The sequence below is a fragment of the Actinotalea solisilvae genome (assembly GCF_016464425.1).
Classification (GTDB): Bacteria; Actinomycetota; Actinomycetes; order Actinomycetales; family Cellulomonadaceae; genus Actinotalea; species Actinotalea solisilvae.
This window is the reverse complement of the sequence record NZ_JADDKQ010000004.1, coordinates 25,805-38,138: the sequence shown is the minus strand read 5'-3', so window position 1 is coordinate 38,138 and position 12,334 is coordinate 25,805. Positions and strand designations below refer to the sequence as shown.

The 12,334-nt window shown below is 74.9% G+C and carries 14 protein-coding genes and 1 tRNA gene; 7 read left to right on the top strand and 8 right to left on the bottom strand.

Going from position 1 to position 12,334, the window contains the following annotated elements; genetic code table 11:
• Window positions 1-6 precede the first annotated feature (6 nt).
• The 3 genes from JIG38_RS04995 to JIG38_RS04985 form a co-directional block, all read right to left on the bottom strand.
• Window positions 7-1,674, bottom strand: a complete 1,668-nt coding sequence (locus JIG38_RS04995; protein ID WP_199422671.1) for a S8 family peptidase — start codon at window positions 1,672-1,674, stop codon at window positions 7-9.
• 64 nt (window positions 1,675-1,738) lie between these two features.
• Entirely contained in the window at window positions 1,739-2,230 is a 492-nt protein-coding gene (locus JIG38_RS04990; RefSeq protein WP_199422670.1) for a hypothetical protein, read from the bottom strand.
• Window positions 2,227-2,853, bottom strand: a complete 627-nt coding sequence (locus JIG38_RS04985) for an RNA polymerase sigma factor (RefSeq protein WP_199422669.1) — start codon at window positions 2,851-2,853, stop codon at window positions 2,227-2,229. Before JIG38_RS04985 ends, JIG38_RS04990 begins: the two co-directional genes overlap by 4 nt.
• A gap of 266 nt (window positions 2,854-3,119) precedes the next feature.
• Here JIG38_RS04985 and JIG38_RS04980 point away from each other — a divergent pair, with 266 nt between their 5' ends.
• Both JIG38_RS04980 and JIG38_RS04975 read left to right on the top strand, forming a co-directional pair.
• Window positions 3,120-3,545 carry a DUF4383 domain-containing protein gene (locus JIG38_RS04980; RefSeq protein ID WP_199422668.1) on the top strand — a complete coding sequence of 142 codons (426 nt, stop codon included), beginning with the start codon at window positions 3,120-3,122 and terminating at the stop codon, window positions 3,543-3,545.
• The gene (locus tag JIG38_RS04975) at window positions 3,545-4,204 is read left to right on the top strand and encodes a hypothetical protein (protein ID WP_199422667.1); all 660 of its coding nucleotides are present in this window, start codon (window positions 3,545-3,547) and stop codon (window positions 4,202-4,204) included. The genes JIG38_RS04980 and JIG38_RS04975 overlap by 1 nt, the downstream gene beginning before the upstream one ends.
• 71 nt (window positions 4,205-4,275) lie before the next feature.
• On the opposite strand, the gene rplA is transcribed toward JIG38_RS04975, so the two are convergent.
• The 5 genes from rplA to JIG38_RS04950 all read right to left on the bottom strand — a co-directional run bounded on the left by rplA (window position 4,276) and on the right by JIG38_RS04950 (window position 7,027).
• On the bottom strand, window positions 4,276-4,998 hold the full coding sequence (gene rplA / locus JIG38_RS04970; protein ID WP_199422666.1) for a 50S ribosomal protein L1: 723 nt from the start codon (window positions 4,996-4,998) through the stop codon (window positions 4,276-4,278).
• A gap of 109 nt (window positions 4,999-5,107) precedes the next feature.
• The gene (rplK, locus tag JIG38_RS04965) at window positions 5,108-5,539 is read right to left on the bottom strand and encodes a 50S ribosomal protein L11 (RefSeq protein WP_199422665.1); all 432 of its coding nucleotides are present in this window, start codon (window positions 5,537-5,539) and stop codon (window positions 5,108-5,110) included.
• Window positions 5,540-5,609: 70 nt separating this feature from the next.
• Window positions 5,610-6,425 carry a transcription termination/antitermination protein NusG gene (gene nusG / locus JIG38_RS04960; protein ID WP_199422664.1) on the bottom strand — a complete coding sequence of 272 codons (816 nt, stop codon included), beginning with the start codon at window positions 6,423-6,425 and terminating at the stop codon, window positions 5,610-5,612.
• 154 nt (window positions 6,426-6,579) lie between these two features.
• Complete coding sequence (gene secE / locus JIG38_RS04955; RefSeq protein WP_199422663.1) at window positions 6,580-6,867, bottom strand: preprotein translocase subunit SecE; 288 nt, start codon at window positions 6,865-6,867, stop codon at window positions 6,580-6,582.
• A gap of 87 nt (window positions 6,868-6,954) precedes the next feature.
• Window positions 6,955-7,027 (bottom strand) — tRNA-Trp (locus JIG38_RS04950).
• A 240-nt stretch (window positions 7,028-7,267) separates the two neighbouring features.
• Between JIG38_RS04950 and JIG38_RS04945 the strand changes: the two genes are divergently transcribed.
• The 5 genes from JIG38_RS04945 to JIG38_RS04925 all read left to right on the top strand — a co-directional run bounded on the left by JIG38_RS04945 (window position 7,268) and on the right by JIG38_RS04925 (window position 12,320).
• Complete coding sequence (locus JIG38_RS04945) at window positions 7,268-8,536, top strand: pyridoxal phosphate-dependent aminotransferase (protein ID WP_372419818.1); 1,269 nt, start codon at window positions 7,268-7,270, stop codon at window positions 8,534-8,536.
• 128 nt (window positions 8,537-8,664) lie between these two features.
• The gene (locus JIG38_RS04940; RefSeq protein WP_199422661.1) at window positions 8,665-9,585 is read left to right on the top strand and encodes an ABC transporter ATP-binding protein; all 921 of its coding nucleotides are present in this window, start codon (window positions 8,665-8,667) and stop codon (window positions 9,583-9,585) included.
• Window positions 9,582-10,451, top strand: a complete 870-nt coding sequence (locus JIG38_RS04935; RefSeq protein ID WP_199422660.1) for an ABC transporter permease — start codon at window positions 9,582-9,584, stop codon at window positions 10,449-10,451. The genes JIG38_RS04940 and JIG38_RS04935 overlap by 4 nt, the downstream gene beginning before the upstream one ends.
• Window positions 10,438-11,679, top strand: coding sequence for a sensor histidine kinase (locus JIG38_RS20915; RefSeq protein ID WP_199422659.1), 1,242 nt, complete (start codon window positions 10,438-10,440; stop codon window positions 11,677-11,679). The genes JIG38_RS04935 and JIG38_RS20915 overlap by 14 nt, the downstream gene beginning before the upstream one ends.
• Window positions 11,676-12,320, top strand: coding sequence for a response regulator (locus tag JIG38_RS04925; protein ID WP_199422658.1), 645 nt, complete (start codon window positions 11,676-11,678; stop codon window positions 12,318-12,320). Before JIG38_RS20915 ends, JIG38_RS04925 begins: the two co-directional genes overlap by 4 nt.
• Window positions 12,321-12,334: the final 14 nt, after the last annotated feature.

Sequence of the window (12,334 nt, the reverse complement as noted above, 5' to 3'; positions counted from 1 at the left end):
CGGCGCTCACGCGGGGCGCAGCCCCGTGGCCGCCGTGATGGCCGCCCACGCCGCCGCGCGACGCCCGGCGGGGTCGGTGACGGACGACGCGGTCACGCCGCCCTGCTCGCGCGCCTCGAGGAGCGCGGCGGCGACGTCGCCCGCCAGGACGGGTGCGGCGAACGACGTCCCGCTCCAGACGCCGAAGCCGCCCGAGAACCCGTCGGGGTCCAGCGTCGAGCGCTCCTCCCCCGCGCGCCGGCCGGGCAGCGAGCGCGAGGACGCCCGCGACCCGTCCGTCGGCGTCGGCAGCGTGCTGACGACCGCGGCTCCGGGCCGCAGGCACGTGATCCAGGGCCCGTCGTTGCTGAACAGTGCGGTCGTGCCGTCGGGGTTGAGCGCCCCCACCGAGACGACGGGCGGGACGTCGTCGAGCACGGCGGGCGGCACGGGCACCGGCGGGCTGCCGGCGACCGGGGGCGCGAACGCCGCCGGGAACAGCGGACGCGGGTCACCGTGGTTGCCCGCGGACACGACGACCGCGACCCCCTGGGTCCGGAGCGCCGCGAGCACGGACCCGAACGGGCTGTCGAAGAGCGCGTCCTCCGGCCGCTCGTGGTAGTAGCCGAGCGACAGGTTGAGCACGTCGACCGGCACGTAGCCCTCACGCCCCGCGAGCCCGAGCAGGTGGAACAGGAGCAGCCGGCGCAGGCCGCGCAGCAGGTCCGACTCGGCGATCACGCCGACCCCGCCGTACAGCCGGCACGAGAGGACGACCGCGTCCGGGCACCGCTGGTGCACGATGCCCGCGATGAAGGTCCCGTGGCCCGCGGCGGGGTCGAGCCCGCCGGTCAAGGGGGAGCCCGCCATGCCGCCGTCCTCCGGGTCCTCGGCCGGGGGCAGCACCGGGAACGGGCCGACGGGCACGCCGAGCACGCTCGGGTCCCGGACGACGACGTCCGGTCCGAGCCAGGGGTGGGTGCCGGCACCCGTGTCGAGCACGGCGACCACCGGTCGGGGCAGGCCGCCCTTCGTCGTCACGACCGACTCGCCGTCGCCGTGACGACGCACGGGCCGCGGACCGACCCACGCCACCGCGCTGCGCCCGCCCCAGCCGGGCACGGCGTACTCGGGGATCCCGGAGACCGGGTGCGGGTCGGTCAGCGGGTGGGGGTCCGTCAGGGGGTGCGGGTCCGTCAGCGGGTGCGGGTCGGTGAGCGGCGCCCCGCCGATGCCCGGCGTCGCGACCACGAGGTGGTCGAGCGACACGCGGAGGGCACCCGAGTCCAGCGCACGGAAGGACTCGACGAGCTCCCAGGCGTCCGGCGCGGGCGCCACGGAGCCCTTCCCGGGGCGCACGCGGACCGCGAACGAGGCGCCCGACTGCATCGCCTCGCGCGCGAGCCCGGAGAGGTCCGCCTGCTCGAGCAGACGTGCGTCGCGGAGGTCCGCGGGGTCGACGTCGAGCGTCCAGCCGCGCCGCTCGGCGACCTCGAGGAGCGGGGAGAGGTCGGCGGCGTCGGCCTGGCTCCCGAAGACGATCAGCTGGTCCGTGAGGTACGACGTCGGCGCGGGGTCCGCCGCGCCGCCGCGCCGCGCGGCGCTGCGGGGGTCGAGCGTCCGCACGCGCCAGGCGAGGCTCTCGGGCCGCTCCGAGCGTGCGCGGGCGCGGCGGTCACTGCTCTCCTGCGTCATGCGTCCCCCTCGGTGGTGGTGCTGGTCGTGGTGCGGGTCGGTCGGTCGTCGCGCGGGACGCGCGTCACAGCTCGATCACCGGCGTGCTCACGGCCGGTCCGGAGTCGTGCCGCAGCACGAGGCCGGCCGGGCCGGGGGGCACGTCCGGCAGCACGAAGCCGCCGTCGTCGTCGGTCTGCGTGCGCACGCTGCCGCCCGGACGCAGGAGCTCGACGTCGTAGCGGCGCGCCGGTGCGGCCCAGCCGTCGATCCGCACGCCGCCCGACGGCGACACGGACAGGGTGATCATGACCGTGACGGGCTCCGCCGTGAAGGTGATGGTCCGCGCCTCGACCGTCGTGTCGCCGCCGCGCACGGCCATCTCGGGCACCTCGAGCAGCTGGAGCTCCATGACCTGCGTGTGCAGCGCCTCGAGCGAGAGCGCGAAGAGCGACCGCTCGACCAGGTCGGCGGGCACGGGGTCGACAGCGTCGAGCGTGCGCCGCAGGCCCGCGAGGACGCGCAGGTCCCCCGCGTCGAGCGGCGCGTCGGCCGGGAACGTCTCGTCGGTGCTCATGCGCCCCACACCTCCTCGGTCGCGAGCAGCGCCCGCAGCTTGGCCAGGCAGCGGCCGCGCGTCACGCCGACGGCGGTCACTTGCATCCCCGTGACCTCGGCGATCGCGCGGTAGTCGGGCCGGTCGGCCATGGCGACGAAGCGCAGCACCTGCTGGCACCGCTCGGGCAGCAGGACGAACCGGCGCCACAGGGCGCGGTCGCGCTCGTCGGTCACCACCGACTCGTCGGGCGCCGGGTCCGGGGAGCGGAGCTCGGGGTGCGCGACGCCGTCGTCGTCGAGCGCGGTGGTGCGGCGGGCGTCGCCGCGCCGGTGAGCGACCACCTGCCACGCCGCCCGGCGGGCGCTGACGAGCAGCCACTTGAGCGCCGCGTCGGGCTCGCGGATGGTCGCGGCGCTGCGCACGAAGGCGAGCCAGACGCCCTGGACGACGTCCTGCGCCTCGTCGCGCTCGACCCCCTGCGACCGCACGACGTGCCAGAGCAGCGGCGTCGCCTCGCGGACCAGGTCCTCGAGCGGGGCGGTGCGCCCCGCGCGGTAGGCCTCGAGCGCGGCGGCGGCGAGCGCGGCGAGGCCGGTGCGTTCTCCGACGTCGTCGGCTGCGGGTCCCGCTGTGGGGTTCATCGACCTGAGCCCTTCCGGGTCCGGCGGAGACGTCGAGCGTATCGACGCCGACCGTGGGCCCACAACGACCTGCGACACCGGGCTCCTCCCGTCCTGGCACGCGCGTGCCTCATCGGGGAGGAGCGCGCGACGGCGCGTCTGTGACACCCGACGGGGGACGGATCTCGCGCGCACCCGAGGACCGACCCATCCGGGGCGACCGGCGCTCCGAACCACCACCGACCGACGACGGCGCCCGCCGTCCGCTGGAACGAGAGGCACGCACCATGAACAGCTCACCGAACCGACTGCTCGGCACCGTCTTCGGGGTCGTGTACCTCCTGGTCGGCGCGGCCGGCTTCGCCGTCACGGGCGGCGTCGGGTTCGCCGCGACCGAGGGCAACCCGCTCGTCGTGTTCGACGTCAACCCCCTGCACAACATCGTCCACCTGGGCATCGGCGCGGCGCTCCTCGTGGCGGCGCGCACCTCCGTGCGGGCGGCTCGCGGCGTCAACGCCACCGTGGGCGCGGTCTACCTGCTCGTCGGCGTGGTCGGCCTGTTCCTCGTCGGCTCGGCCGCGAACATCCTGGCCCTCAACGGCGCCGACAACGTGCTGCACCTCGCGAGCGCCCTGCTGCTGCTCGGCGTCGGCCTGGCGGCCGACCGCGACGCCACCGGCACCACGCGCGCGACCACGGCCCGGACCGCCTGATGGCCGCGCCGGCCCTCGCCCTGGCCCCCGCCCCGGCGGTCCCCGCGGTCCGCGCGGTCCCCGCGGTCCGCGTCGGGCCCGTCGCGCCGGCCGGGCCGGGCAGCACCCGCCTCGCCTTCGCGGCGTTCGGGGCGCTCGGGGCCGGCGTCGTCCACCTCGGACTGGCGAGCGCCCACGCGACGAGTCCCGCGTGGGCGCTCGCCCTGGCCGCCGTCGGGCTCGCCGAGACGGGGTGGTCGCTGCTCGCGCTGCGCGCGGGCCGACCGGTCTCGGCGCGCCCGGCGGCGGTGTCCCTCCTCGTGGTCGCGGGCGCGTGGCCCGCGCTCGTGGCGCAGCGCGTCGTCCCGCACGACGGCGGGCTGTCGGCCGCCGACGTCGCGGTCGTGGCCCTGGGCGTCCTCGCGGCGGGAGCGTCCGCGCTCGCGTCGCGCACCGACGGCGGCCGCGGTGCGCCCGCAGCCGGGGCCCCGGGCCGCGCGACCGCCCCGGGCGCCTGGCGCACGCTCCTCGGATGGGGGGCGGCCGCCGTCGTCGTGGCCGCGCTCACCACCCCGGGACTGGCCGCCACGCCCGCGGGCGCCGCCGCCGTCCCGCACGGCACCCACGGCACGCCCGAACCGTCCGGGGACGTCGCGACGCCCTCGGGGCACGGCCACTGACCGGTCGGGCACCGGACGCACGAAGGGCCCGGCAGCTGCTGCTGCCGGGCCCTTCGGACGTGCTCAGGACGTCACGCCTCGTCGGTCTCCTCGACCGTGAGGTTGCGCGTCTTGTTCTGGTCGAGCGGGATGCTCGGGCCCATCGTCGTGGTGACGAAGGCCTTGGTGATGTACCGGCCCTTCGACGCGGCCGGCTTGAGGCGGAGGACCTCGTCGAGCGCGGCGGCGTAGTTCTCCACCAGCGCGACGTCGGCGAACGACGCCTTGCCGATGATGAAGTGCAGGTTGGAGTGCTTGTCGACGCGGAACTCGATCTTGCCGCCCTTGATGTCGGACACGGCCTTCGCCACGTCCATCGTCACGGTGCCCGTCTTGGGGTTCGGCATGAGACCGCGGGGGCCCAGCACCTTGCCCAGGCGGCCGACCTTGCCCATGAGGTCGGGCGTCGCGACGGCCGAGTCGAAGTCGGTGTAGCCGGCGGCCACCTTCTCGATGAGCTCGTCGCCACCGACCTCGTCGGCGCCCGCGGCCCGGGCCTGCTCGGCACGCTCACCCGTCGCGAAGACGAGGACGCGCGCCGTCTTGCCCGTGCCGTGCGGGAGGTTGACGGTGCCACGGACCATCTGGTCCGCCTTGCGGGGGTCGACCCCGAGGCGGAAGGCCACCTCGACGGTCGCGTCGTACTTCGTGGTCGACGTCTTCTGCGCGAGACGGATCGCCTCGAGCGGCGCGTAGAGACGCTCGCGGTCGATCGTGTCCGCGGCGGCGCGGTACGCCTTGCTGTGCTTGGCCATGCTCTGCTCCTTCAGCAGTCGTGGTCGACGGGCCGCCAAGGGCCCTGCCACTGGGTGTCCCGGTGACCGTGCGGTCACCGGGCCGTGCGGGTCGTGCTGGTGGTGCGGGTCAGCCCTCGACCTTGATGCCCATCGAGCGCGCGGTGCCGGCGACGATCTTGGCCGCGGCCTCGACGTCGTTCGCGTTGAGGTCGACGAGCTTGGTCTCGGCGATCTCACGGACCTGGGCCTGCGTGAGCGTGGCGACCTTGACCGTGTGCGGCGTGGGCGAGCCCTTCGCGACGCCCGCGGCCTTCTTGATCAGCTCGGCGGCCGGCGGCGTCTTGGTGATGAAGGTGAAGCTGCGGTCCTCGTAGACGGTGATCTCCACGGGGATGACGTCGCCGCGCTGTGCCTCGGTGGCCGCGTTGTACGCCTTGCAGAACTCCATGATGTTGACGCCGTGCTGACCCAGGGCCGGGCCGATCGGCGGCGCCGGCGTCGCGGCACCGGCCTTGATCTGCAGCTTGATGAGGCCGGAGACCTTCTTCTTGGGGGGCATGATGCCTTCCGTTCCTTCTCGTGGGCCGACGCCGTGGGCGATGACCCGGTTGCAGTGCTGCCCGGCTCGGTCAGATCTTGGCGACCTGGTTGAACGACAGCTCGACCGGGGTCTCCCGGCCGAAGATGGAGACGAGGACCTTGAGCTTCTGCGCCTCCGCGTTGATCTCGGAGATCGTCGCGGGGAGCGTGTCGAAGGGCCCGTCGGTGACGGTGACCGACTCGCCGACCGTGAAGTCGACGGCGATCGTGGGGGCGGCCGCGGCGGTGCGCGCCGGGGCGGCCGCGGGGGCGAGCGACGGCGCGAGCATCGAGAAGACCTCGTCGAGCGTCAGCGGGACCGGCTGGTGGGTGTGGCCCACGAAGCCCGTGACGCCGGGCGTGTGGCGCACGGCGCCCCACGACTCGTCGGTGAGGTCCATGCGGACGAGGACGTAGCCGGGGATCCGGACGCGGCGCACGGTCTTGCGCTGCGCGTTCTTGATCTCGACGACCTCCTCCATGGGGACCTCCACCTGGTGGATGTAGTCCTCCATGTTGAGGCTCTGGATGCGGTTCTCCAGGTTCGCCTTCACGCGGTTCTCGTACCCCGCGTAGGAGTGGATGACGTACCAGTCGCCCGGCTCGCGCCGGAGCTGGGCCTTGAACGCCTCGACCGGGTCGGCGTCCTCGTCGTCCTCGTCGGCGGCGGGCTGCTCGTCGACGGGCGCCACGGCGGGCGACTCGTCGGCGTCGTCGGGCTCGTCGGACTCCTCGGTCGAGGTGCCCTCGTCGGTCTCGTCGGTCTCGACGACGGCCTCGTCCGCGGTCAGGGCGAGCTCGTCACCGTCGGCGTCGACCACGGGGGTCTCGTCCTGCTCGGTCGGCTCCAGCGACTCCTGCGACACGGGGTGAACCTGCTTTCTGCTGCCTGTCTGGGGATCGTGCGTGGGTTCCTGCGAGGTGCTGCTGTGCGTCGTCCTGCTGCTCGGGCGGTCCGGAGGACCCTGGGACCGGCTGTCGCCCGGTCCGCGGCGCGGTCCGGGCGCGGCCCGGCCGGCGTCAGCCGCCGAAGACCCACCCGACGAGCGTGCCCACCCCGAGGTCGACCAGCGTCACGAACGCCATGACCACCGCGACGAAGACCAGGACGACCGCGGTGTACCGCAGCAGCTCCGCGCGCGTGGGCCGGACGACCTTCTTGAGCTCGGCGACCACCTGGCGGACGAAGAGCGCGATGCGCGCGAACAGACCACGACGCTCCTGCTCCCGGCCCCGCGAGGGGCGCGGGTCGCTGCCACGCCCGGTGCCCTCGGCACCCGACGCCGCAGCGCGTGCGGATTCGCTCACAGTCAGTTCCCTACGTCTCGTCCCGCGGCGGCACCGCCGGACCCTGGTGTCGCTCGGGGGTGCGGCCGGTGCGGCCGCCGTTCAACGCAGGGCAGGCGGGACTCGAACCCACAACCGCCGGTTTTGGAGACCGGTGCGCTACCAATTGCGCCACTGCCCTTCACCTGGTGCGTCGCCGTCCGCCGCGTCCCGTGCACCCTGCGGTCCGCGAGGACCGCGCGACGGGCGCACGACATCATGGCGGGCGTCAACCACCAGCGGTCGAGTGTACGTGGTCCCGGGGCATGGGTCGAACGGCCGCCCGGGCGACCCCTCCCCGGACCCCGGGTGGCGGCCCGGGGCCCTGCCCGGAGCGCGGACGCCCGCCCCAGCGACTGACCCCTCTGCCACTATGGGCCGCGTGAGCCAGACGCCCGCCGCCGCACCGTCCAGCCCCTCGAACGAGCCGGGCCACGCCGCCCGCGCGACCGCGCGCCGCGTGTCCACGCGCATCGCCGCGATCGCCGAGTCGGCGACGCTCGCGGTCGACGCCAAGGCCAAGGCGCTCAAGGCCGCGGGCCGGCCGGTCATCGGCTTCGGGGCGGGTGAGCCGGACTTCCCGACGCCCGACTACATCGTCGAGGCCGCGGTCGCCGCCTGCCGGGTGCCCGCGAACCACCGCTACACGCCGGCCGCGGGTCTGCCCGACCTCCGCGAGGCGATCGCCGCGAAGACCCTGCGCGACTCCGGCTACGAGGTCTCGCCGAGCCAGGTGCTCGTGACCAACGGCGGCAAGCAGGCGGTCTACCAGGCGTTCGCCACGGTCGTCGACGAGGGCGACGAGGTGCTGCTGCCCGCGCCGTACTGGACCACCTACCCCGAGGCCGTCCGGCTCGCGGGCGGCGTGCCCGTCGAGGTGTTCGCGGGCGAGGAGCAGGACTACCTCGTCACCGTCGACCAGCTCGAGGCCGCGCGCACCGAGCGGACGAAGGCACTGCTCTTCTGCTCGCCGTCCAACCCGACGGGCGCCGTCTACTCGCCCGAGCAGACCGCCGAGATCGGGCGCTGGGCGCTCGAGCACGGCATCTGGGTCATCACCGACGAGATCTACGAGCACCTCGTCTACGACGACGCGGTGTTCACCCCGGTCGTGCGCGCGGTGCCCGAGCTCGCGGACACGACGATCGTCCTCAACGGCGTCGCCAAGACGTACGCGATGACCGGCTGGCGCGTGGGCTGGATGATCTCGCCGCCCGACGTCACCAAGGCCGCGACCAACCTCCAGTCGCACCTCTCGTCCAACGTCGCCAACGTCTCGCAGCGCGCGGCCATCGCGGCGCTCACCGGGGACCTGTCCGCCGTCGAGGAGATGCGCACGGCGTTCGACCGGCGCCGGCGCACGATGGTCGAGATGCTCTCGGCGATCGACGGGGTGGTCTGCCCCACCCCGAAGGGCGCGTTCTACGCGTACCCGAGCGTCCGCGGCGTCCTGGGCCGCACGATCCGCGGGGTCACGCCCACGACGTCGGCCGAGCTCGCCACGCTGATCCTCGAGCAGGCCGAGGTCGCCGTCGTGCCGGGCGAGGCGTTCGGGCCGAGCGGGTACCTGCGCCTGTCCTACGCGCTGGGCGACGCCGACCTCGCCGAGGGCGTCGGTCGCATCCAGACGCTGCTCGCCGAGGCGGAGTGACCGCCCGCGCGCGAGGCTGACGCGCCGGGCTGACTCGCGGGCTGTCGCGGGGGTCCACCGGTCGGTGGACCCCAGGTCCCACCGGGCGGGGCTGACGCCGGGCACCCGGCGCACGGGACGCTCGTGGCATGAACACGACACCCGCGGTCCAGGTCCGGGACCTGCACAAGCACTACGGCGCCAAGCGCGCCGTCGACGGGCTCGACCTCACCGTCGAGGCCGGCGAGGTCTTCGCCGTGCTCGGACCCAACGGCGCCGGCAAGACGACCACCATCGAGATCCTCGAGGGCTACCGCGACCGCGACAGCGGCGACGTCACCGTGCTCGGCGTCGACCCGCGGAAGGCCGACCGCGCGTGGCGCAGCCGCGTCGGGATCGTCCTGCAGAGCGCCGACGACCAGGCCGAGCTCACCGTGCGCGAGCTCGTGCGGCACGTCGCGCGGTTCTACCCCTCCCCGCGCGACCCCGACGAGCTCGTCGAGGCGGTCGGCCTCACCGCCAAGGCCGGCACGCGCGTGCGCCAGCTCTCGGGCGGGCAGCGGCGGCGGCTCGACGTCGCGCTCGGCATCGTGGGCCGGCCCGAGCTGCTCTTCCTCGACGAGCCGACGACGGGCTTCGACCCCGAGGCGCGCCGCTCGTTCTGGGACCTCCTGCGCGGCCTGCGCGACGACGGCACGACGATCCTGCTCACCACGCACTACCTCGACGAGGCCGAGCAGCTGGCCGACCGCGTCGCCGTCGTGCGCGACGGCCGCGTGGTCGCGCTGGACGCGCCGCGCGCGCTCGGCGGCCGCGCGACGCACGAGGCGCTCGTCCGCTGGCACGAGGCGGGCGAGGTCCGCGAGGTGCGCACCCCGACGCCCACCGCGCTCGTCGCCGACCTCGTGCGCCGCTTCGCCCCCGGCGAGGTCACCGCGCTCGAGGTCCTGCGCCCGACCCTCGAGGACGTCTACCTCGAGATGGTCGGCGAGCGCACATCCCGCGCGTCCACCGCGCAGGCCACGACCGACACCCCCGCCCCCGCCGATCTCGAGGAGTCCGTGCGATGAGCACCGCGACGTCGACCCCCACCCCGGCCGCCCCGGCGGCCCGCGCCCGCGCGGCCGCACCCCTGCCGTCCACGCTCACGCTCGCCCTGGCGCGCACGCGCATCGAGCTCGTCGAGTTCTTCCGCGAGCGCGACGCCGTGATCTTCATCTTCGCCTACCCGATCATCATGATGGCGATCTTCGCGACGGTCTTCGACGACCAGGTCCAGTCCGACGGGTCCGTCGAGGTGGCGTTCGCCCAGTACTTCCTCCCGGGCATCCTCGCGACGGGCATCATGCTGACGAGCTTCCAGACGATGGCGATCGACCTCGCCGTGCAGCGCGACACGGGCGCCCTCAAGCGCCTGCGCGGCACGCCGCTGCCGGTCACCGCCTTCTTCCTCGGCAAGGTGGGCCAGGTGCTCGTCAACACGGGCGTCCAGGTCGCACTGCTGCTCGCGCTCGCGTTCGTCGTCTACGACGTGCCCGTGCCCGACGCCGAGCACTGGGCGACCTTCGCGTGGGTCCTCGTGCTGGGTACCGCCACGGGCACGGTCTGCGGGGTCGCCTTCTCCTCGGTCCCCCGCACGGGCAAGTCCGCGAGCGCCGTGGTGACGCCCGTCGTCCTCGTGCTCCAGTTCGTCTCGGGCGTGTTCTTCGCCTTCTACGCGCTCCCGGGCTGGATGCAGGACCTCGCGTCGGTCTTCCCGCTCAAGTGGATGGCCCAGGGCATGCGCTCGGTGTTCCTGCCGGACGGCGCGAAGGCGCTCGAGCCCTCCGGGTCCTGGGAGCTGGGCACCACGGCTGCCATCCTGGGCGCATGGCTGATCGTCGGGCTCGTCCTCGGCACCCGCACGTTCCGGTGGCGCCGGCGTGACGACGGCTGACCGCGCGGGGGACCCGACCGCGGAGCGCTCGGCCTTCTGGGCCCGGACGCTCCGCGGCTGGGACGTCGCCTTCTACCTCATGATGGCGATCAGCGCGCTCGCCGTCGTGGTCGACGACGGCTGGGGCGCCGACCGGACGCGCGTCGCCGCCCTCGCCGTCATGGGCGCGCTGGTGGTCGCGTACACGGTCGTGGCGCGCCGTGCCGCCCGGACGGGGAACCGGAGGCTCGCGCTCGTCTACCTCGGGCTGCTCATCGTCCTCGTGTCGGCGACGGTGCTGCTCGACACGATGGCGACGATCCTGCTCTTCGTCGCGTACTCGCAGATCTGGTTCTTCGCGGACTCGCGCCGGCTGGGCACCCTCCTCTCGTTCGTCCTCACGGTCGGCGTGTTCGGCGCGCTCGTGGTCGCCCTCGGGCCCGACCGTGCCGACCTGCCCAGCGCGCTGACGCAGGGCACCATCGCCCTCGCGTTCGCGGTGCTGCTGGGGCTGTGGACGACGAACGTCGCGGAGCGGGGCGAGGAGCGCGCGTACCTGCTCGAGCAGCTCGAGGCGGCGCAGGCCGAGCTCGGGCGCTCGCACCACGCCGAGGGCGTCGCCGCCGAGCGCGAGCGCATGGCGCGCGAGATCCACGACACGCTCGCCCAGGGCTTCACGAGCATCGTCATGCTCAGCCAGACGGCGGCCTCGGACCTGCGGCGCGGGCGGCCGGAGCAGGCCGCCCAGCGGATCGACCTCGTCGAGCGGACCGCGCGCGACAACCTCGCCGAGGCGCGCGCGCTGGTCGCGGCCTTCGCGCCCGTCGGCCTCGAGGGCTCGACGCTCGCCGAGGCGCTCGAGCGGCTCGCGGCGCGGTTCGGGCAGGAGACGGGCGTGCAGGTCGAGGTCGTCCTGCCCAGGACGGCGGCCGACCTGGGCCGGGACCGCGAGGTGATCCTGCTGCGCGCGGCGCAGGAGGCGCTCGCCAACGTCCGGCGGCACGCGGGCGCGGCGCACGTGCAGCTCGTCCTCGCGGCCGAGCCCGGCGAGGGCGGCACGACGGCCCACCTCGAGGTGCTCGACGACGGTCGCGGCATCGACCCCGGCGTCGCCGAGGGCTTCGGGCTGCGCGGCATGCGCGAGCGGGTCACCTCGGGCGGGGGCGAGGTCGCCGTGAGCCGGCGCACCGAGGGCGGCACGCGCGTGCGGGTCACGCTCCCGGCCGACGTCGCGGAGGCCGCCTCGTGAGCGCGGGCCCCGCCGGCACGGTCCGGCTGCTGGTGGCCGACGACCACCCCGTCGTCCGCGCCGGGATCGTCGGCCTGCTCGCGGGCGAGGACGACCTCGAGGTCGTCGGCGAGGCGAGCGACGGCGCGCAGGCGGTCGAGCTCGCGGACGCGCTCCGGCCCGACGTCGTGCTCATGGACCTGCGCATGCCCGTCCTCGACGGCGCGGGCGCGACGCAGCAGGTGGTCAGCCGCTTCCCGGGCGTCCGCGTGGTGGTGCTCACCACCTACGAGACGGACGCGGACATCCTGCGCGCGGTCGAGGCGGGGGCGACCGGCTACCTGCTCAAGGACACCCCGCGCGACGACCTCGTCGAGGCGGTCCGGGCGGCCGCACGGGGCGAGACGGTGCTCGCGCCGTCGGTCGCGCGACGCCTCGTCCAGCAGGTGCGCCGGGCCGACGAGCGGCTCACGCCGCGCGAGCTCGAGGTGCTCGCGGGCGTCGCGCGCGGGGGCAGCAACGCGCAGATCGGCGCCGAGCTGTTCATCGCCGAGGCGACCGTCAAGACGCACCTGCTGCGCGTCTTCGCCAAGCTCGGCGTCGACGACCGGACCCGCGCCGTGACCGTCGCCCTCGAGCGCGGCATCCTGCGCCAGCCCTGACGCCCGCCCGCACG

Excerpts from the sequence above, each read along its gene's own strand:
- JIG38_RS04980 (WP_199422668.1), top strand. The coding sequence starts at position 3,120 with ATGAACAGCTCACCGAACCGACTGCTCGGCACCGTCTTCGGGGTCGTG.
- JIG38_RS04935 (WP_199422660.1), top strand. The coding sequence starts at position 9,582 with ATGAGCACCGCGACGTCGACCCCCACCCCGGCCGCCCCGGCGGCCCGC.
- JIG38_RS04975 (WP_199422667.1), top strand. The coding sequence starts at position 3,545 with ATGGCCGCGCCGGCCCTCGCCCTGGCCCCCGCCCCGGCGGTCCCCGCG.
- JIG38_RS04990 (WP_199422670.1), bottom strand. The coding sequence starts at position 2,230 with ATGAGCACCGACGAGACGTTCCCGGCCGACGCGCCGCTCGACGCGGGG.
- rplK (WP_199422665.1), bottom strand. The coding sequence starts at position 5,539 with ATGCCCCCCAAGAAGAAGGTCTCCGGCCTCATCAAGCTGCAGATCAAG.
- JIG38_RS04995 (WP_199422671.1), bottom strand. The coding sequence starts at position 1,674 with ATGACGCAGGAGAGCAGTGACCGCCGCGCCCGCGCACGCTCGGAGCGG.
- rplA (WP_199422666.1), bottom strand. The coding sequence starts at position 4,998 with ATGGCCAAGCACAGCAAGGCGTACCGCGCCGCCGCGGACACGATCGAC.
- JIG38_RS04985 (WP_199422669.1), bottom strand. The coding sequence starts at position 2,853 with ATGAACCCCACAGCGGGACCCGCAGCCGACGACGTCGGAGAACGCACC.
- JIG38_RS04940 (WP_199422661.1), top strand. The coding sequence starts at position 8,665 with ATGAACACGACACCCGCGGTCCAGGTCCGGGACCTGCACAAGCACTAC.